General features: G+C 71.5%; 16 protein-coding genes and 1 tRNA gene. 3 read left to right on the top strand and 14 right to left on the bottom strand.

The window, feature by feature from the left end; translation table 11 throughout:
• The 5 genes from BM204_RS23020 to BM204_RS19220 all read right to left on the bottom strand — a co-directional run.
• Positions 1-235: transposase family protein (locus tag BM204_RS23020; RefSeq protein ID WP_256215796.1), on the bottom strand; the 235-nt coding region annotated here is incomplete at its 3' end.
• A 347-nt stretch (positions 236-582) separates the two neighbouring features.
• Positions 583-1,221 (bottom strand): DUF2461 domain-containing protein, encoded by a 639-nt coding sequence (locus BM204_RS19205; RefSeq protein WP_091116795.1) that lies wholly within the window; start codon positions 1,219-1,221, stop codon positions 583-585.
• A gap of 173 nt (positions 1,222-1,394) precedes the next feature.
• Positions 1,395-1,470, bottom strand: a tRNA-Gly gene (locus tag BM204_RS19210).
• Between the two features lie 30 nt (positions 1,471-1,500).
• Positions 1,501-2,310, bottom strand: coding sequence for an SGNH/GDSL hydrolase family protein (locus tag BM204_RS19215; RefSeq protein ID WP_091116798.1), 810 nt, complete (start codon positions 2,308-2,310; stop codon positions 1,501-1,503).
• Between the two features lie 46 nt (positions 2,311-2,356).
• Complete coding sequence (locus BM204_RS19220) at positions 2,357-5,104, bottom strand: response regulator (protein WP_091116800.1); 2,748 nt, start codon at positions 5,102-5,104, stop codon at positions 2,357-2,359.
• 84 nt (positions 5,105-5,188) lie between these two features.
• On the opposite strand from BM204_RS19220, the gene dcd reads away from it, so the two are divergent.
• Both dcd and BM204_RS19230 read left to right on the top strand, forming a co-directional pair.
• Positions 5,189-5,764, top strand: a complete 576-nt coding sequence (gene dcd, locus BM204_RS19225; RefSeq protein ID WP_091116803.1) for a dCTP deaminase — start codon at positions 5,189-5,191, stop codon at positions 5,762-5,764.
• Positions 5,765-5,849: 85 nt separating this feature from the next.
• Positions 5,850-6,794 (top strand): siderophore-interacting protein, encoded by a 945-nt coding sequence (locus BM204_RS19230; RefSeq protein WP_091116804.1) that lies wholly within the window; start codon positions 5,850-5,852, stop codon positions 6,792-6,794.
• Here BM204_RS19230 and BM204_RS19235 read toward each other — a convergent pair.
• From BM204_RS19235 to BM204_RS19245, 4 genes are all read right to left on the bottom strand, one after another.
• Positions 6,761-7,747: a DMT family transporter gene (locus tag BM204_RS19235; protein ID WP_091116807.1), complete on the bottom strand. Its 987-nt coding sequence runs from the start codon at positions 7,745-7,747 to the stop codon at positions 6,761-6,763. The genes BM204_RS19230 and BM204_RS19235 overlap by 34 nt on opposite strands.
• Before the next feature lie 51 nt (positions 7,748-7,798).
• Complete coding sequence (locus tag BM204_RS22815) at positions 7,799-7,948, bottom strand: hypothetical protein (protein WP_170259258.1); 150 nt, start codon at positions 7,946-7,948, stop codon at positions 7,799-7,801.
• 35 nt (positions 7,949-7,983) lie between these two features.
• Positions 7,984-8,808: a DUF4097 family beta strand repeat-containing protein gene (locus tag BM204_RS19240; protein ID WP_091116810.1), complete on the bottom strand. Its 825-nt coding sequence runs from the start codon at positions 8,806-8,808 to the stop codon at positions 7,984-7,986.
• A gap of 138 nt (positions 8,809-8,946) precedes the next feature.
• A complete protein-coding gene (locus BM204_RS19245; protein ID WP_091116811.1) occupies positions 8,947-9,495 on the bottom strand; it encodes a pilus assembly protein HicB in 549 nt (182 codons plus the stop codon).
• Positions 9,496-9,572: 77 nt separating this feature from the next.
• Here BM204_RS19245 and BM204_RS19250 point away from each other — a divergent pair, with 77 nt between their 5' ends.
• Positions 9,573-9,779 carry a hypothetical protein gene (locus BM204_RS19250; RefSeq protein WP_091116814.1) on the top strand — a complete coding sequence of 69 codons (207 nt, stop codon included), beginning with the start codon at positions 9,573-9,575 and terminating at the stop codon, positions 9,777-9,779.
• On the opposite strand, the gene BM204_RS19255 is transcribed toward BM204_RS19250, so the two are convergent.
• From BM204_RS19255 to BM204_RS19275, 5 genes are all read right to left on the bottom strand, one after another.
• The gene (locus BM204_RS19255) at positions 9,776-10,987 is read right to left on the bottom strand and encodes a PASTA domain-containing protein (RefSeq protein WP_091116817.1); all 1,212 of its coding nucleotides are present in this window, start codon (positions 10,985-10,987) and stop codon (positions 9,776-9,778) included. The two genes, BM204_RS19250 and BM204_RS19255, sit on opposite strands and share 4 nt — an antisense overlap.
• A complete protein-coding gene (locus BM204_RS19260; protein WP_091116820.1) occupies positions 10,987-11,457 on the bottom strand; it encodes a SigE family RNA polymerase sigma factor in 471 nt (156 codons plus the stop codon). The genes BM204_RS19255 and BM204_RS19260 overlap by 1 nt, the downstream gene beginning before the upstream one ends.
• A 54-nt stretch (positions 11,458-11,511) precedes the next feature.
• Positions 11,512-12,453, bottom strand: a complete 942-nt coding sequence (locus BM204_RS19265) for a type IV toxin-antitoxin system AbiEi family antitoxin domain-containing protein (RefSeq protein ID WP_143099843.1) — start codon at positions 12,451-12,453, stop codon at positions 11,512-11,514.
• A gap of 124 nt (positions 12,454-12,577) precedes the next feature.
• Positions 12,578-16,339: a heterodisulfide reductase-related iron-sulfur binding cluster gene (locus BM204_RS19270; protein WP_091116822.1), complete on the bottom strand. Its 3,762-nt coding sequence runs from the start codon at positions 16,337-16,339 to the stop codon at positions 12,578-12,580.
• A 104-nt stretch (positions 16,340-16,443) separates the two neighbouring features.
• A complete protein-coding gene (locus tag BM204_RS19275; RefSeq protein ID WP_091116825.1) occupies positions 16,444-19,014 on the bottom strand; it encodes an amidohydrolase family protein in 2,571 nt (856 codons plus the stop codon).
• Between the last annotated feature and the right edge of the window lie 58 nt (positions 19,015-19,072).

Raw genomic sequence — 19,072 nt, forward strand, 5'->3', positions numbered from 1 at the left:
AGACCCGGGTGGTGCCCAGGTCGAGCCCACGCCAGCGCCGCCGGTCCTCGCCCCGGTCGTACCAGCTCGCCCGGACCCCACAGACCCCGCAACGACCCTGCCGGGCCCGCCGCGGGCGGACATGAACGACGAGGACACCCGCTCCTTGATCAGCGTCCTGATCGAACTCGACACCCTCGATGACCACACTCGTATCGACGCCCACCAAAGCGCGCCATAGGCTGGCGTTCCGCACGCCGTTCTCCTGCTCTGCAGTTCCTGACTCTTGACAAGCCAGAAACCTAGACAGGGAACGGCGTTCGGCCTTTCAGCCGCGCTCACCGACCCACGGATAAGTCACAAGAGCCGCAATGTCGCACGGGCTGTGACGTGGAACGGGCGCCTGCAGGTATCCCCGGCCGGTCGGGGAAGTTGGCGCTTGTCCGCCATTTCTGCCGGGCAGTTCGGCGCGTACGTCGGTCCCGTCACGCTCAGCGGTGGGCCGGGCGCGGCGAGCTGCCGACGTTGCGGGAGTGACCGAGACGGGCAGACGAGCCGTGCCGGCCCCGCGCGGGCTGCGACATTGCGCCGACTCGGCGTCCGTCATTCAGCCGCGGAGAACGCCCGCTCCAGCCACGCGATCAGCGGCTTGAGCGCCCGCCAGTCGGCGCGCACGTGGTCGAGCAGCCCGGCTGAGTGGATGAAGGACTCGAAGCCGTAGGGCTTGCCCACGACGAGCTGCTTGTGGCGCAGCAACCCGATCCGCGGATGGTCGGCGGGGTAGCCGCGCGGTGAGGTCTTGAGCTGCTCGCCGCCGATCTCGAAGCCGGCCTTCTCGAGCGAGGCGAGCAGCCGCTTCAAGGCCGGGCCGGTCACGTCGTCGGCGATCGCGTCGCGCACGGCCGCCAGTCGGGTCCCGGACGCCTCGTAGAAGCCGCCTCCCACCCGCATGCCGCGCGGTGCGATCTCGACGTACCAGCCCATCGACTGGCCGGCGGCCACGAACGCACCCTGGTGGGTCTTGTAGGGAGTCTTGTCCTTGGCGAAGCGCACGTCGCGGTGGGGGCGGAAGATCTTCGGTGTCCCGAACTCCTGCTCGAGCGCCGCGGCCAGCGCCGTCATCGGCTGCTTGACCGCTTCGTCGTAGAGGCCCTTGTGGGCCTCCCAGAACGACTTGGTGTTGTCGACCTCGAGGTCGTCGTAGAAGTCGAAGGCGGCGACGGGGAAACCGGTGAACTCCACCCGGTCAGCCTAGGCCGCGACGGGGCGATGGCGGTGGTTCTGCCGCTGCCCGCCATCACCCCGTCCTGTGAGCCGGGCGGAGAGGAGACCGCCCGACCCAGGTCCAACGCTGGACCAGACCAGAGGTCACGGGCCCGAAAGGGTGAAGTGGGGGTGGCGCCCGGGGGCGAGGGTGGAGCGGACGACGAGACTCGAACTCGCGACATCGACCTTGGGAAGGTCGCGCTCTACCAACTGAGCTACGTCCGCACGGCCCGGTCACCCGGGTCGGCGCCCAGACTATATCGACGGCCCTTCGGCCGGGGCGGCACCCGGCCCGGAGCCGGGCGCTGTCAGGCGCGTGAAGGCGGGGTGGCGCGGCGAGATCGCGTCGCCCGAGGAGCGACCAGTGATCCGCCGGTGGACCCAGGGCGCGGCCGACGTGCGCACCCAGTCGGCGTGCTCGCGCATCGCCTCGCGGCGCCCCAGGACCGGCAGGTCGCGCAACGGCAGCGCGGCGAGGTCGTGGTCGACCCCGAGGACGTCGAGCACCTCGATCGCCATCCGCTGGTGACCGGCCGGCCCCATGTGCATGCGGTCATCGTCCCAGAGCCGCCAGTCGCGATATTCACGCAGCCGCCAGAAGTCGACGATGTCGGCCCCGTGCCGGTCGGCACTCTCCCGCACCAGCTCGTTGTAGAGCGCGAAGCGGCCGCGCAGCATCTTGTACGTCGCAGAGCCGCCCGGGTCGAACGCCGTCCACACCAGCAGTCGTGCGCCGGTGGCGGCCAGTCGCCCCAGCGCCTCGTCGTACCTCGCGATGAGCGCGTCGAGGTCGACCTTGGGGCGCAGGATGTCGTTGGCGCCGGCGTAGATCGTCACGAGGTCGGGCTCGAGCGCGAGCGCAGGCTCCAGCTGCTCGGCGATGATCCCGTCGAGCTTGCGCCCACGGATCGCGAGGTTGGCGTAGCCGACCGTGTCGCCGTGCGACGCCAGCACCTCCGCCACCCGGTCGGCCCACCCGCGCAGCCCGTTGGGACGGTGGGGGTCGGGGTCTCCGTAGCCCTCCGAGAAGGAGTCCCCGAGGGCGACGTAGCGGTGGAACGGCATGACCCCATCTTGCCTGGGGCGCCCTCACCGGCTGATCGCACCCGTCTCAGGAAGAGCTGCGGAAGGCGTTTCCGGCGCGGTCGACCTCGTGGCGCAGCTGGGAGGCTGCGAGCACGAGGTCGAGCTCGGCCCCGGACCGCAGGGTGTCCTCGATCGTGGTGCACAGCGTGGAGACCGCGAGCGCTCCCAGGCTCGCGCTGGCCGATCGTAGGCTGTGGGCCACCTGCTCGACGACGTCGCGGTCGCCGTCAGCGGCGCCGGCATCTACCTGCTCCAGCTGACGGCGCGACTCGCGCAGCCAGGCCGAGACCAGGGAGACGCGCAGGTCGGCGCCTGCCTCGCCCATGTGGGCGACCAGGGTGTCCAGGGTGCCGGGGTCCACAGCGGGCAGTCCGGCAGCTGCGGCCGGCGGGTGCGGCGACGGCGGCCTCGTGCTGGTGAGGGTGTCCACCCGGCGCAACGCCCTGCTCAGGTCCTCGGACCGCACGGGCTTGGCCAGGTGGTCGTCCATCCCGGCCGCCAGGCAGGCCTCGCGATCCTCGACCAGAGCGTTGGCCGTCATGGCCACGATGCGCGGCTGGTGCTGGGCATCAAGCTCCGATCGGATCATGCGGGTCGCCTCCAGGCCGTCCATCACGGGCATCTGCACGTCCATCAGGACCAGGTCGAAGGCGTGTGCGCGCACGGCGTCGAAGGCCTCACGTCCGTTGGCGACGACGACAGGTCTCTGCCCGAGCTGCTGGAGCATCAGGGTCGCGACCTTCTGGTTCACCGAGTTGTCCTCCGCCAGCAGGATCCGCAGGGGACGGATGCTGCCCTCGTCAGCTGGGAAGGTCGGTAGGAGGTCACGTGCGCCGAGCGCCCGAGCCACGGTGGCGCGGAGGGCGGCTGCCTTGACGGGCTTGGTGAGGCGCACCAGCCCGACCACGCTCGTCTCAACGGGCTCCCCCAGCGAGGTCAGGAGCACGAGCGGGACGTTGTGCCAGTCGGGCAGGGCGCGCAAGCGGGCCGCCAGCTCGGTGCCCTCCAGGCCCGGCATGTGCATGTCGAGGATCGCGACGTCGTACGTCGTGCCCTCCGCGGCCACGTCGGCGAGCGCGGCGAGCGGGTCCTCCTCGTCGCGCACGCTCATGCCCCATGCCTCCAGCTGGCCGCGCAGGATCCGTCGGTTGGTGGCGTTGTCGTCGACCACGAGGGCCGACCGACCGGGGAGCTCGGGCGGCGCGACCCGGATCTGGTCCTCGGCACCCTGCCCCTCCTCGAAGTGGGCGCGGAGGCTGAAGGTCGAGCCCCGACCGACCTCGCTGGTGACGCCGAGCTCGCCTCCCATGGCCTCAGCCAGTCGCCTGCTGATGGCCAGGCCCAGACCCGTGCCGCCGTGGGTGCGGGTGGTGCTGCTGTCGACCTGGCTGAAGCTGCGGAAGAGCCGGTCCTGTCGGTCCTGCGGGATGCCGATGCCGGTGTCGCGGACCGAGAGGCTCAAGGGTCGGCGGCCGCGCTCGTCGGGCTCGCCCTCGCAGGCGACCCGGAGCAGCACCTCGCCGACCTCGGTGAACTTCACCGCGTTGCTCAGCAGGTTGACCAGCACCTGACGCAGGCGGGTCACGTCGCCGACCAGCACCGGCGGCACGTCGGGCTCGATCTGGCCCACGAGGTCGAGACCCCGGGCGGTGGCCTGCGCGGCGACGAGGTCCAGCGCGGTCTCCACGCAGTCCCGCACGACGAAGGGCAGGTGCTCCAGCGCCAGCTCCCCGGCCTCGATCTTCGAGAAGTCCAAGACGTCGTTGATGATCGTCAGGAGCGCGTCACCGCTGTGGCGCACCGTCTCGGTGAACTCGCGCTGGTCGGTGGTCATGGAGGTGTCCAGGAGCAGTCCGGTCATGCCGATCACGGCGTTGAGCGGCGTGCGGATCTCGTGGGACATGGTGGCCAGGAAGGCCGACTTGGCGGCGTTGGCGGCGTCGGCCTCCCGGCGCGCCTGAAGCAGCTCCTGGCTGCGGTGCTCGGTCTCGCGTCGTTGCTCCTCCAGGGTCGCCGCCATCGTGCGCAGGCCCTCACCGATCGAGCGCAGCTCCCGGGGCCCACCCGACGTGGTGCGCGCAGTCAGGTCGCCCTCACCCAGGCGTCCGATCGTCGCGAGCAGGTCGTCGACGGGCTCGACCACGGCCCTGCGCAGGGCCTGTGACTGGCGCCGGAGAAGCAGGATCCCGATGAGGAAGAGCAGCACCTCGAGCGCGACGGCCACGAGCACGCCGCGGGTCTGCAGGGCCTCGGCCTGCTCGCGCCGGTCGTCGGCTGCGCCCTGGATCGAGGAGTAGGTCGCGCGATAGACGTCGAAGAGTGTCGTGCCCCGCGCGACGAAGGCCCGCTGCTCGGCGCCCCCGGCAGTCGCTGCGAAGCCCGCGCCCTGGGCGAGGGCGGCGTCCGCCCAGCCCGTCTCCCAGTCGTCCAGGGCGTCTGCGTAGGCGCTGAACATCTCTTGCGTGTCGGGGTCCTCCGCGAGCGTCCTCCCGGCCTCTGCCAACCGGTCGACGGCCTCGGAGCGACCCCGGTAGTAGGGCGCGAGCGAGTACTCCTCGCCGGTGATCAGGAACGCGCGCAGGCCGGTCTCCTGGTCGAGCATGGCCAGGTGCGTCAGTCGCACCTCTCGCGCGGTGTCCGCGGCACGCGTGGTCGAGGCATCCACGACGACGGCGAGGTAGGCGAGCAGGGCGACGTTGAGCAGGGCGGCCAGGGCAACCACGACCAGGCCGGTCAGGGTGACGCGCCCGACCTGTCGGGAGAGGGAGACCACGATCCCGGAGTCTACGGGGCCGACATCCTCACCCCCGGACGGCCGATCCGGGCCGTGACGCGTCCGCCCGGTAGGTTATCGCCCGTGCTGCTGTCAGACCGCGACATCCTGGCCGAGATCGATCACGGCCGCATCGGCCTGGACCCCTGGGACCCGACGATGGTCCAGCCGTCGTCCGTCGACGTGCGCCTCGACCGGTTCTTCCGGGTCTTCGAGAACCACCGCTACCCCCACATCGACCCCGCGGCAGACCAGTCGGACCTGACGCGCGAGGTCGAGCCGGAGGGCGACGAGCCGTTCATCCTGCACCCGGGCGAATTCGTCCTGGGCTCGACGTACGAGGTCGTGAGCCTGCCCGCCGACATCGCCGCCCGTGTGGAGGGCAAGTCGTCGTTGGGGCGGCTCGGGCTGCTGACCCACGCCACCGCCGGGTTCGTCGACCCCGGCTTCTCCGGGCACGTGACCCTCGAGCTGGCCAACGTGGCGACGCTGCCGATCAAGCTCTATCCGGGCATGAAGATCGGACAGTTCTGCTTCTTCCGGCTGACGTCGCCCTCCGAGCACCCTTACGGCTCGGAGAAATACGGCTCGCGCTACCAGGGCCAGCGCGGCCCCACCCCGTCGCGCTCGTTCCAGAACTTCCACCGCACGGAGATCTGAGCGTCGGTCGGTCGCCGTCGTCGGTCGCTCCGGCCGTGAAGTAAGGTTAACCTAACTAAGGCTGCCCTCACTTCGAGAGACGATCATGACCACCACTGCTTCCCCCGCGCTGCCCTTCCTGCTCGCCGACGTCGAGGTCGCGAGCGTCGACCGGCTCTCGCCGAGCTTCGTGCGCCTCGAGCTCGCCTCGCCCGCGCTGGCCGACCTCGGCCTCGACGGGCCGATCCTGGACCAGCGGATCAAGCTCGTCTTCCCCCACGCTGACGGCCTGCTGCCGAGCATCGAGGGTGCCGACGAATCCTGGACCGCCACCTGGATGGAGCGACCGGTCGAGGAGCGCGGCCACATGCGCACCTACACCGTGCGCGACGTACGCGGCACCGGTGTCGAGACGCGCCTGGTCCTCGACGTCGTGCTGCACGAGGGTGACGGCCTACAGGGGCCGGGCGCCGCGTGGGCCGCCAACGCGAAGGTCGGCGACCGGGTGATCGTCCTCGCGCCCCGGCGTGGGCACGGGTTCGGCGGCGTCGAGTTCGTCCCCGGCACGGCACGCGAATTGCTGCTGGTCGGCGACGAGACCGCGGTCCCGGCCGTCGCCGGCATCCTGCGCGACCTGCCGGCCACGGCCCGCGGTGCGGCCTTCCTCGAGGTGCCCCGCAGCGGGGACGTCCAGACGATCCAGCACCCCGAGGGGGTCTCGGTCACGTGGCTGCCGCGTGACGGGGCGGAGCGCGGGACCGCGCTGCACCAGGCCGTGCTCGACCACCTGGGTGCGTCGGCCGTGCCGAACGAGGACCACGAGGTCGACGACGACCTGTGGGAGACCCCGACGTACTCCTCCTCCGGCGAGCCGGTCCAGGAGACGGTCAGCGTCGTCGGGCACGACCTGGCCGGCCTCTACGCCTGGATCGCCGGCGAGGCCAAGGTCGTGACCGGCCTGCGGCGCGCCCTCGTGCGCGACCTGGGCGTCGACCGACACCAGGTGGCGTTCATGGGCTACTGGCGCTCCGGCGTCGCGATGCGGTCCTGAGGGAGGTCCTGAGGCGGCACCAGGGGTGGGTCGCCCGGGATGGCCCGCCCGAGGCCCGCGACGGCGAGCAGGATCAATGCAGTGCCGGCGATGCCGGGGGCGCCGAGCCGCTCGTCGAGGAGGAGCGCAGCCATCACCGCCGCCGTCACCGGCTCGAGCAGGGTCGCGATGACCGCGGCGCTGCCCGTGGTCGTGCGCAGCCCGGCGTAGAGCAGCCCGTAGGCCAGCGCCATCGTCATCACGCCGAGGTAGAGCAGGAGCGCGAGCACCCCGGGATCGCTGCTGACCAGGGGTGAGCCACCCAGCCCGTCGAGCCCGCTGAGCAGCCCCAGCGGCACCAGGGCCACCGCCCCCACCGCGGTCGTCGTGGTCGTGAGGGCCAGCGGGCTGGTGGTCTGCGCGAGGGGTCGTCCCATGGTCGTGGTCAGTGCGTAGGCGGTGCCCGAGCCGATCGCGGCCAGCACGCCGAGCACCGGGTGGGGTCCGGTGCTGCCGAGGCCGGCGGTCGAGCTGACCAGCAGCAGCCCGCTCAGGGCGGCGACCAGGACCAGGAGCCGCGCGGTGTCCGGGCGGCGTCGTGCGTGCACCGCCTCGCCGACGGTCAGCAGGACGGGCGCCAGCCCGAGGCTCACGACCGTCGCGACCGTGACCCCGACCGCGACGACGGAGGCGAAGTAGAGCGCCTGGTAGGTCGCGGTGGCCAGCCCCACGGCGACCGCGAGGCCGGGGCGCTCCCGCAGCAGCCGTCGTACGTCGGGCAGCCGGCGCAGTGCCACGGCCGCGGCGAGCAGCACCACGGCCGCGATCAGCATCCGGTAGGCGCTGATCGTGAGGACCGACATCGGGGTGGTCTCGCGGACCAGCTGGACCACCAGGCCGCCGGTGCCCCACAGGACGCCCGCAACCGAGATCTGCAGCAGCCCGATCCGGGCCGCCCGGGGCTGCTGGGTCACCCGGCCAGTCTGGCCGAGTCGGCGCGATGTGACACCGGGTTTGTCCGCGGGTCAGGACTCCAGGCGGTCCGCGAGCGTGCGCAGGCGCCGGGCCATGCGGGTGGCGCCGCGGGACGGCAGTCGTGGGGCGGACGCCTTCGCGAGGCGCTCGGCGATGCGGTGGCGGGCCTCGGTCTCGATCAAGGGGTGCAGGTCGTTCATGGCGGTGCTCCTCTGGCGGGGTGGGGTGCGGGAGATCAGGCGGGCACGAGGGTGACGTCGCCGCTGACCGTGGTGGCACGGACCTCGAGGTGGTCGGCACCGTCCTCGGGCTGGCCGGCGCCGGTGATGCCCGAGTGCAGGCGGCCGGTGAGCGAGGTGATGTCGGTCCAGACGGGCAGCCCCGCGGGCACGCCGATGTGGACGTCGCTGGACGCCCCCTTGACGGTGACCCGGCCGCGCCGCGCCACGCCGATCCTGAGGTCGCCGCTCCCGGTCGAGAGCGACACGTCGTCGCTGGACTCGATGACGCTGACGTCCCCGCTGCCGGTCTTGACGACCGTGGGGCCATGGCTGGAGCCGATCTCGATGTCGCCCGAGCCGGTGGAGACGGAGAGAGCCGCCATGGCTCGAGTGATCACCACGTCGCCGGAGCCGCTCTTGACGCGCACCGCCTGCTCGGCGTGGGCGACCCGGACGTCGCCGGACCCGGTCTCGAGGGTGGCTGCGCCGATGGCGTCGATCGCGACGTCGCCGGATCCGCACCGGACCTGGCAGGTGTCGTAGCGGCCGTGGCCGCGCACGTCGGCGCTGCCGCTCTTGACCGCGAGGTTGCTGCCGGTGGGCACGGTGATGACGAAGTCCAGGGAGGAGTCGCCGCCGCTCAGGAAGCCGGTGCGCTGCCGCGGGGCGACGACGACGAGGTCGTCGCCGTCCTGCTCGACGCGGACGCCGTCGGCGTCACGGCCCGTGACCTCCACGCGGGACTCGGTGGTGTCGGCGGCGTGGATGGTCACGGAGCCCTTGCCGATCTCGGCGTAGAGGCTCACGGGGTGGAGCGTCGCGAAGTGGTGCTCGGTCATGGCGGGTGTCCCTGTCCTGACGATGGTGTGAGTGGTGTGAGGGTGTGCTCGGCCGCGGGACCAGCGAGTGCGCTGGACCCGGGTGCTCGTGCGGGTGCTCGTGCGGGTGCTCGTGCGGGTGGTGGGAGGGGCTGGAGGCTAGAGCCAGCCGGTCATGCGGCGGTTGCCCTTGCCACGCAGGGGATCGGAGCCACCGAGGAACGGGATGCTGGACAGGTCGATGTCGACGTTGACGACGCCGTGGTGCGTGGCGTTGCGGACGACGGTGACCAGCCAGGTGTTGAGCGACTGCCCGGCCTGCGCGGCGGCGTCCTCGGCGCGGGTCTTGACCGACTCCGGCAGTCGGAGCGTGATGCGGGCGACGCCGCCGTCCTCGTCGGTCTCGCCGGGAGGTGACGGTGGTGCGGGTGGGGCCGGGGGAGCCGGCGGCGTCAGGTCGGCCTGCGAAGGGGAGTGGACGACGAAGTCGAGCTCGCGGCCCTGAAGCCGTACGTCGACCCCGCCCGCGGGCATCTCGGCCGTGATCTCCGCGGCCGCCTGCGAAATGGCCTCCATCAGGGCGAGCCGGGCCGCCGGGTCGAGGGCGAACCCGAGCCGCTCCGCGACCTGGCGGGCCTCGGGGCCAGCGCCCTCCGCGGCGGCCAGGAGGTCGCGTCGCAGGCTCTCGACGTAGGGGGTGATGTCCATAGACATCATATTGACACCATCGTGACGTCATGTCAAGCGCCTTTTGACGTCATGATGGTGTCGCACTGCCATCATCTGTGTCGAGGTCGTTTGTCCCCGCGAGCTCTGGGCGCAGGAACCGAGGTTTCTGCGGGTGCCTCGTCGCCGACCCCGAGACCGACAAGACCGGCGGCGTCAACTCCAACCTCTGGGCCGGCCTGGCCCTGCTGGTCGTCGGCGTCGGCGTCGGCTTCCTGCTCTGGGCGCGGTTGCGGCCGGTGGTCGTGCCGGAGACGACGGACTAGTCGACGGGCGGGAGCCCGCCGCAGACGGGTTCCCGGTTGTGGTTGACCTCGATCGACACGCTCTCCCCTGCCGGCTGCTGCGTGCCGGGAAGGGGACGCTGCGCGAGGACCATGCCGTCGGGCTGGCAACCCTCGCGGTCGTTGTCGTAGGCGGCCGGCTCGAAGCCCGCCGCGACGAGGGCGAGTCGGGCCTCGTGCTCGGCGAGGCCACGGACGTCGGGGACCTCGGCGGCAGGTGTCCCCGGCTCGATCGGGTGCGGCTCGACGGAGTAGGCCGCCACCGCGCTGATGAGACCGTCGATCTCGTAGAGGTCCACGCCGGCCGGGCAGTCGTCGGTCGTGTAGACCACGACGTCGAGCGACCAGGTGCTGCGACCGGCGAGCTCGCCTGGCAGGCGGCCCCGCCGACACAGGTCGAGCGGGTCGCCGACGCGCGTGGAGAGGACCGGAGACCGGTAGTCGCCGCTCTCGTAGGAAGAGGATCCCAGCCACGGCACCACGGTCTGGCGTGCGGTCTCGAGGATCTCCAGGGGCGAGCCCGAACCCCAGGCCGCCGGGTCCGACGCCTCCGCCGCGGTGAGGGTGCCCGTCGGCTCGCCGTCCACGAAGACCCGGACCTCGTCGGCGAAGGCCGGCGCCGGTCCCCGTGACCCGGCGAAGTCGAGGAACGCGTAGGACTCCGGGCGTCGAGGCGGCGCGATGCAGTAGGCGTCGCCCATGGAGAGGCCGCTCGGGACGACGACGACGGGGTCGCCCGGGGAGAACGTCCTGCCCAGCGGGGGCTCGGTGCTCCAGGCACGACCCGGAGGCTCGTCGCACTCCGCCGCGACGTCGTCGGGGTAGGGGCTGCTCGTCACGTCCAACCCGAGCCCGGCGAGCATCTCCTCGGCGTCCTCCACCGTCAGCCCGAAGACCGAGGGGATCTGGTCGGGGCCGAGGACGGAGTCGATGACCGGCGCCTCCGAGGCGGGTGCCCCAGCCGGGGGCTCGGCGTCCGGGCGTTGGCCGACCACGAGTGCGGTGGTGGCGAGGACGAGGACGACCGCGGCCGCAGCGGCGAGAACGTGCCAGCGACGGCGGGCCTCAGTGACGATCGGGCCGCCCCGGGCGACGTCGATGGTCCCGGCAGCGTCGTGCAGCAGGCCGCGGGCCCAGTCGTCAGTGGGGTCCTGGTGCTGCTCGTGGTCGAGGTCGTGTCCGGTGGGCATCAGCTGCTCCTAACGTTCTGGTCGGCGGCGAGCACGGCCAGTGCTCGGGCCGTGCGGCTCTTGACCGTGCCGGGCGGGACCCGCAGCACGTCGGCGGTCTGGCGCTCGGAGAGGTCGGCGTAGTAGCGGAGCACGAGCACCTCGCGGTGATCGCGGCTCATGGCGCCCAGGGCGCGTCGTACGGCGAGACCTGAGGTCGCGTCCTCGGCAACGGCTGCGTGGTCGGGGAGCGTCTCGGTGGGGAGCTCGCCGTTCCACCGGCGGCTGCGCGCGTCGTGGAGGGTGTTGACGAGCACGCGGTAGACGTAGGCGTCCGGCTCGTCAGCCCGTTGGACCCGGCGCCAGGAGCGGAAGCACCGGAGCAACGCGGTCTGCACGACGTCCTCGGCGTCGGGCTGGGGGCAACCCAGGAGGACCGCGGCGCGGACGAGCGTGGTGCGCCGCGCGGCGACGTAGTCGCTGAAGTCCATGCCCACCCTCCTCCGGTCAACCCTAGGACCGGCGAGGGCTGCCGATCGGTTCCCTCACGTGTGCCGGCAGTCGGCACACCGGGTCGGCTGCCCGGCCCAGCCGCGCCGCTGAAGCACAGCGCCAACGGCGGCAGCGGTGGCGCACGCGTCGCGGAACACCTGTCCGTAGCCGATGCGCAGCGTCTCGACACCGTCCACCGCGGCACCCAGGTCGCGGCCCAGGTCGAGGTCGCGGGCGTGCGTCGAGTCGTGGAAGAGCAGGCCGTCGAGCTCGACGACCAGCCCGTCGTGCTCGACGTCGCTGTAGGTCGTCGTGCCACCGTGGGTCCGGCGCACCTGGCGCAGCCCCTCGGGCAGGCCGTGGGGACGCAGGACCCGGTCGAGGTAGCCGTGCTCGAGCACCGAGCAGGTGCCCTCCGCGACGTCCTCGAGCACGCCGATCAGCCACGTGCGGTCGGTGAGTCGGCTGCGTGAGCGGGCGGTGCGGAGGAGTCGCTGTGCCGTCGTACGACGTCCGCCGCAGGCGTCGGCCAGCACCGCGACGGTGTCGAGGCGGGTCGGTGCGTCGAGCGCGACGTCGAGCACCGCGTCGTCGTAGCGGACTCGCGGCGGGCTGAGGTTGGTCAGCGCGCGGTCGGTGACGCCGCGCAGGCGGTGGACGCGCACGCCGTCGGCCGGTGCGACCCGCCGGTCGGCATCGACGGCCACCTCGATGTCGCGGTCGTCGGCGTGCCTGCGTCCGGGGCCCTCGGCGATCCGGATGGCCGAGGTGTGGCTCAGTGCGGCGCCGGGTCCCGCGTGGAGCACCGCCGCCCACGCGCGCTGCTTCCACGTGAGCGGTCCCGTGTGCTCGACGTAGACGCCCGGGTGGACCGTGGCCAGCTCGCGTCGGCGCAGCATGCGCTCGAGGTCGTGCTGCTTGAGGCCGAGCCCGAGCGCCTGCCGGCGGGCCACGACTCCGTCCTGGTCACGCAGAAGTTCCGAGAGCTTGTCCATGTCGAGCAGGCTGCGGCGCCGCGATCGTGATGGGAAGCCGTTGCTCGTCGACCTGTGGACATGAGTGCGGTGGATCGCACGTACCAGGTACGTGCGATCCACCGCAGTGATCGAGCGGGCTCGATCAGAGGTCGAAGAGCGAACCCGAGTCGGAGATCTCGACGTCCGTCTTCGGCTGGTGCGCCTCGCCGGAGCTGACCGGCTGGGGCTTCTCGTCGGCCTTCGGCTCCTTAGCGGGTACGTCGGCCTCGGCCTCCACCGCGGCCTCGGGCTGGGTCTCCGGCTCGGCCGGGGTCTCGTCCGCCTCAGCTGCCGCCTCGGGTTCGGCCGTCGCGGCGGGCTTGGGCTCCTCGGTGCTGGCGACCGCGGTGGCGGCCGCGCTCAGGGCAGCCCCCGGCGAGAGGTCCGTCGCAGGCTCGGCTGCCTCGGTCGGCTCGGGCTCCGGCTCGTCCTTGGCCTCGGGCTCGGCAGCCGGCTCCGGCTCGGACTTCGCTTCCGGCTCAGCCGGCTCAGCCGGCTCAGCCGGCTCAGCCGGCTCAGCCGGCTCAGCCGGCTTCGCGGGCGCCGGCGCGGGCTCGGCGGCGACGATGTCGAAGAGCGAGCCGCCCACGGGGATCTCCGTCGACGGCTGGGCAGCCGGGGCTGCGGGCTCGGCCTTGGCGGCCGGTGCCTCCTCGACAGGCGTGTCTTCGACCGGCGCCTCCGACTCGGTCTCCTCGGCCGGCTCAGCCGCGGCTTCGGGCTCGGGCTCAGGCGTCGGCTCGGCCTTGGCAGCCGGCGCAGGAGCAGCCGACTCGGGCGACGCGATGTCGAAGAGTGACCCGCCCGACCCCAGGTCGGCCACGGGCTTGGCGGCCGGCTTCGGAGCAGCCTTGGCAGCGGGCTTCTCCTCCGCGACGGGCTCCGCGGCCGGCTCGGGCTCGGCAGCCTCGGGCTCGGTGGCCTGGGGCTCCGCCTTGGCGGCGGGAGCAGCAGGAGCGGCCGGCTCGTCGGCGCTGAGGTCGAACAGCGAGCCTCCGAAGCCGAGATCGGCGGTGGGCTTGGCAGCGGGCTCAGGCTCGACCTTGGCGGGGGCGGCCGCCTCGGGCTCGGCCTTCGCCTCGGGCTCCGCCTTCGCCTCGGGCTCCGCCTTCGCGGCGGGCTCCGTCTTCGGCGGAGCAGCCGGGGTCTCGTCGCCACCCAGGTCGAAGAGCGAGCCACCGGAGGCGAGGTCGTCGGCAGGCTCGGCCTTGGCGGGGGCAGCCGCAGCGGGCTCGGACGTCTTCGGCTCCGCGGCCTTCTCCGGTGCCTTCTCGGCTGGCGCAGCCTTGGCAGCCGGCTCGTCGTCGCCGCCCAGGTCGAAGAGCGACCCACCGGAGGCGGCGGCAGGCTTCGGTGCAGCCTCCGCCTCCTCGGCGACCGAGGACTCGGGGTCGGCCGTGGCGGCCGGTGCCTTCGCCTCGGGGGTGTCGAAGAGCGAGGAGCCGCCGCTGGCCTTGGCCAGCGGGCCCGCGTCGGCGGTCTCGGTGACGGTGTCCTCGGTGATGGTCTCGTCGCCGGCCTCGGGCTCGGCCTTGGTGGCGACGTCCTGCTCGGGCGCGGACTCGGCAGGTGCAGCCTCAGGCGGAGCAGCCTTGGCGGCGGGAGCGGCAGCAGCCGCAGCAGAGCCCGGCTTGACCTTCGTGGCGACCTGGCCCTTGACCGACGCCAGCAGCATCTGCGCGATGTCGAGCACCTCGACCTCCTCGCGAGCCTCGCCCTTGGACTGCTGCATCGTGAGTCCGTCGGAGAGCATCACGCGGCAGAAGGGGCAGCCGACCGCGATCTGGTCGGCGCCGGTGCCAACGGCCTCGACGGTGCGGTTGATGTTGATCCGCTCGCCGATGTTCTCCTCCATCCACATACGAGCGCCACCGGCGCCGCAGCAGAAGGACCGCTCGGAGTTGCGCTCCATCTCGACGAACTCCGCGCCCGGGAGCACCTGGAGCAACTCGCGCGGAGGCGTGTAGACGCCGTTGTGGCGACCGATGTAGCAGGGGTCGTGGTAGGTGATCGAGCGCTTGTGGGCGCCCTCGCCGTCCTTGACCGGGGTCAGCTTGCCCTCGCGCACGAGGCGGTTGAGGAGCTGGGTGTGGTGCACGACCTCGAGCTCGATGCCGAAGTCCTTGTACTCGTTCTTGAGGGTGTTGAAGCAGTGGGCGCAGGTCGAGACGACCTTCTTGGCCTTCGCCTCGGTCAGGACCTCGACGTTCTGCTGGGCCAGGCCCTGGAAGACGAACTCGTTGCCGGCCCGGCGGGCCGGGTCGCCGGTGCAGGTCTCGCCGTTGCCGAGCACGCCGAAGGAGACCCCGGCCATGTCGAGCAGCTCGGCGACCGCACGGGTCGTCTTCTTGGCGCGGTCCTCGTAGGCGCCGGCACAGCCGACCCAGAACAGCCACTCGACCTCGTCGAGCGACTCGATGCCACCGAGCTCAGGGTCAGCGCCGACGACCTTGACCTCGAAGTCGAGGCCCTTGGCCCAGTCCAGGCGCGCCGAGGGCGACATGTTCCACGGGTTGCCCTTGTTCTCGAGCCCCTTGAAGAGGCCGTTGAGCTCGGCGGGGAAGTTGGATTCGACCAGCACGGCGTAGCGACGCATGTCGATGATGTGGTCGACGTGCTCGATGTCGACGGGGCACTGCTGCACGCAGGCGCCGCAGGAGGTGCAGTTCCACAGCACGTCGGGGTCGATGACGGCCGCGCCGCTCTCGGGGTTGTAGAACCAGTCGTCGCCGGTGTCGCCGACGAGCGGACGGTCGACTTCCTTCTGCAGGGTGTCGTTGCCCTCGAGCAGGGCTGCGCGGTCACCCTCGGCTGCCTGGAGGTAGGGAGCCTTGGCGTAGGCGTGGTCGCGCAGCGCGGTGATCAGCAGCTTGGGCGAGAGTGGCTTCTCGGTGTTCCACGCGGGGCACTGCGACTGGCAGCGGCCGCACTCGGTGCAGGTCGTGAAGTCGAGGATGCCCTTCCACGAGAAGTCCTCGATGGCGCCGACGCCGAGCTTGGAGTCCTCGTCCAGGTCGTCGACGTCGTCGAGGGTGATGGCCTTGCCGTCGGAGGTGAGTGGCTTGACCGCGCCGAGCGCCGTACGGCCGGAGGACTCACGCTTGAACCAGATGTTGGGCCACGCGGTGAAGCGGTGCCAGGCGACGCCCATGGTCAGGTTGGCCGAGATGACGATCAGCCAGATCATCGCGAGCAGGATCTTGAACATCGCGATCGCGATGATGATGTTCTCGAGCGTGCCGATCGAGTCCTCACCGGTGGGATAGAGGTTGCCGAAGAGCTGGCTGATCGGGAAGTGGAAGCCGCTGTACTTGTCGGTCTCGCCGTGGGCCTGGCCGAGGTTGTGCTCGGCGCCGCGGATGAACAGGATCGCGCCGCCCTCGAGCAGCACCATGGCCTCGACGAAGTAGGCCTGCCACATCGTGGAGCCGAAGAAACGGCTCTTGCGACCGAGCGAGCGCGGGTGGTTCTTCTGGCGGTAGTAGATCAGGAAGAGGATGCCGACCGTGCTCAGCAGGCCGATGACCTCGGAGACCCACTCGAAGAGGAAGAAGTGGCCGATGACCGGCAGAGCGAACTCGGGATCGAAGAGCTGGAAGTAGCCGGTGAAGACGGCCGAGGAGAGGATGAGGAAGGCCAGGTAGACGAACCAGTGCATGATCCCGACGACGGTCCACTGGAGCATCCGCGTGTGGAGGAACGTCTCCTTGAACATCGTCACCGTGCGGGCCACCGGCTGGTCGGTGCGACCCACCGCCGGCTGCCCGATCTTCATGGTGGCGACCATGGACCGCACGGCGCGCGTGGTCAGGACCACGGCGACGGCGGTGAAGGCCAGCGAGATGACGATGGCGACGGTCTGCATGCGCGAGGACTCCTCGTGGATCGGGTGCCGACGAGAGCGACCGGCGGAGTGAGCCTATGGGGCCACGCCTCGCCCGTCAGTCCCTCGCGGGGGTGAGAAGAATCCTACCGACTGGTAACTTGCCGGACCTTCCCGGCCTCGGTGAAGGTCACGCCCATCATCACCTTCGGGTCGGTCGCGCTCCGCGCGCAGAAGGCGTACGACGTGCCCAGACGCTGGTAGGGCTGGCCGACCGCCTGCATCACGGCGCGCGTGGTCATGCCGCGGCGCACGAGCCGCTCGACCGTGGCGACCGGCTTGCGCAGGCCGGGGTTGCGGCACGAGTCGGCGGCGATCCCCTCGGTGCGCTCCCACATCTGCAGGTAGGCCTCGGCGCCCCGCGTCATGTCGTCCACGATCGCCGCACCCTGACCACCGGCGACCTTGCGCAGGTCCTCGATCCAGTCGGGGTAGAGGCCGTACTGCGCGACCCCGTCGCGGTTGATGTCATAGACCCGCTGGCCGGCGCGCTGGCGCTTGATCGTGATCCCGTTGAGGCCCCGGAAGGGGTACGTCACCTTGTTGGCGACGTTCGTCCCGCGGGGGGATCCCTGGGCGCCGAGGCCGTTGATGTCGGCACCGAAGCCCATGCCGTAGTAGAAGCGCTTGTCCGCCCAGCCGAGGTGGCGGCGCCACTTCTCGACGAACCCGGTCGAGTCGCCGGCGTAGGGCGTGATGAAACCGCCGAGCTTGTAGATCCGGGGATAGGTGTCAGGAGTCGACCAGGAGTGGCTGGAGATGATGCCGGGGTAGTTCATCCGGGCGATCTGGTCGACCGCGGCCTTGCGGGCCATCACGCTGAGGTGGTCGGGGTCGAAGATCATCTTGCGCTTCACCAGTCCGGTGATGGTCTTCTCGCCGAGCGTGGTGAGGCCGCGCGCATTGCAGTGCGCGGGCGGGCCGTAGAGCGGGATGGCGGGGAGGACCGGTCCGAACAGCTGACCGACCGCACCGAAGAGCGCGTCCTGCTGCTGAGGGTCGATCTCGGGCACGGCCAGCTGGGGCCGGTCGGTGCTCTCCCCGTCTGCCGGGTCGCAGCTCTTCATGTCCCAGAAGGTGCCGGTCTCCAGGAAGTTGGCGCCGTTGATGACCACGCCGGTCTCACCGGCATCGCCGGCGACCCCGGCGAGCGCGTTGTCGAACTTGTTGACCAGCTCCATCTGCCGCACGCCCATGGCGTAGACCTCGTCGAGCTGGCGGTCGATCTCGGCGGCGTCGCACGCCGGCACCTCGGTCGGCCCGACGCGCTTGAACGTGCAGCCGAAAGGCACGCTGGTCTCGATGCCCATGATGACGGCCATCTTCCCCTGGTTGATGACCTTGCGGGCCTGGAAGGGGTTGGTGACGATCCGGTAGAAGCCCTTGCCGGGGCCACCGAACTGCGCGTCGATGTAGTCCTGGAAGTTGTGCATCTGCCGGGCCTGCAGGCGCACGGAGTCCATGTCGTCGCACGAGTTGCGCTTGAGGGGGTAGACCTCGCACAGCTTGTTGTTCTCCACGAGCAGGTTGACGAAGAGTCGCTGGCCGCCGCGCCAGGCGCGCTCCATCCAGCGGTAGTAGGTGCCCTCGTGGGTCAGTGACTCCGGGGCCGGCCAGTCCTTGAAGGTCGGCCAGCCCACCGGGTCGTGACTGGGCTCCCCGGACAGGAACGTCTCCAGCGCGGCTCCGTTGCCGCCTGTGAGCGTGTGGTCCTCGCAGTCGACCAGGGCGTAGGGCGCGCCGTACCTGTCCCAGGGCTTGCCACAGTGGGCCTCGCCGCCGAGGAACTCGAAGGCCATCCCGTGGGTGTGGGTGTCGACGTAGCCGCGCACCTCCTGGAAGGAGGAGACACCGCCGTGCGGGTTGCCGGCGATGTCGATCTGCGACTCGGGGTAGGCGGTGCAGCCGCGGGTGAGCTCCAGGCGGAACGCGGTGGGGCTGCTCCCGGTGGTCAACGTCGTCCCCGCCGCGCGCAGGTCGCGGCCCCCGCTGAGGGTGAAGGTGAAGCCCCGGCCGCTCTGGCGCACCGTCCAGTCCGAGTCGGGGCTCGGCTCGGTGTCGAGCCCGCCGGCCGCGAGGAAGTCGCGCTTCGTGCCGAACACGAGGTAGCTGCCGAGGTCGGTGGCCTTGAAGTAGAACGGTGCTGCCTGGGCCCGCGAGATGCCGGCGAGCGCGACACCGTCGCCAGAGCCGGCCCGGCGGACGTAGCGGCCACCGGGGGCGCGCAGGGCGTAGCAGCCGCCGGCCATCGCGTAGCGGGTCGCCGGGACCGCGGTGCGCTTCGAGAGCAGCGAGAGGCGCCGCAGCTGCGGGTCGGGGAGCGTGCGCTGGCTCGCGACGTACGCCGCGGCGGCCCGGCGCTGGGCGGCCGAGGTCGGGTCCTGGGCGTCGGCGCCGACCTCGCCGGCTCGCGAGATCGCGTTCTTGGTGGTGGAGTCAGCGTGATCGTGCCCGTCTCCGTGGGCCCCGGGGGCGTCCACGTGGGGGCGCGACTCGAGGGCCGCGGCGCTGCCGCTGCCGGCGTCGTAGGAGTCCCAGAGGCTGGTCGAGCGCTGCCCGAAGGTCGGGACCGCCTGGAGGGCCACGACGAGGATCGTGCCCGCGGCCACGGCCGTCCACGCGAGCTGTCGTCGGGGTCGGTGGTCGGGTGCGCGCATGTGCTCTCCTGGCTCGGGTCACGACAGGATCACCCACGACGAGGACGCTGTCGAGGGT

It is taken from the genome of Nocardioides psychrotolerans (assembly GCF_900113685.1).
Taxonomy (GTDB): domain Bacteria; phylum Actinomycetota; class Actinomycetes; order Propionibacteriales; family Nocardioidaceae; genus Nocardioides; species Nocardioides psychrotolerans.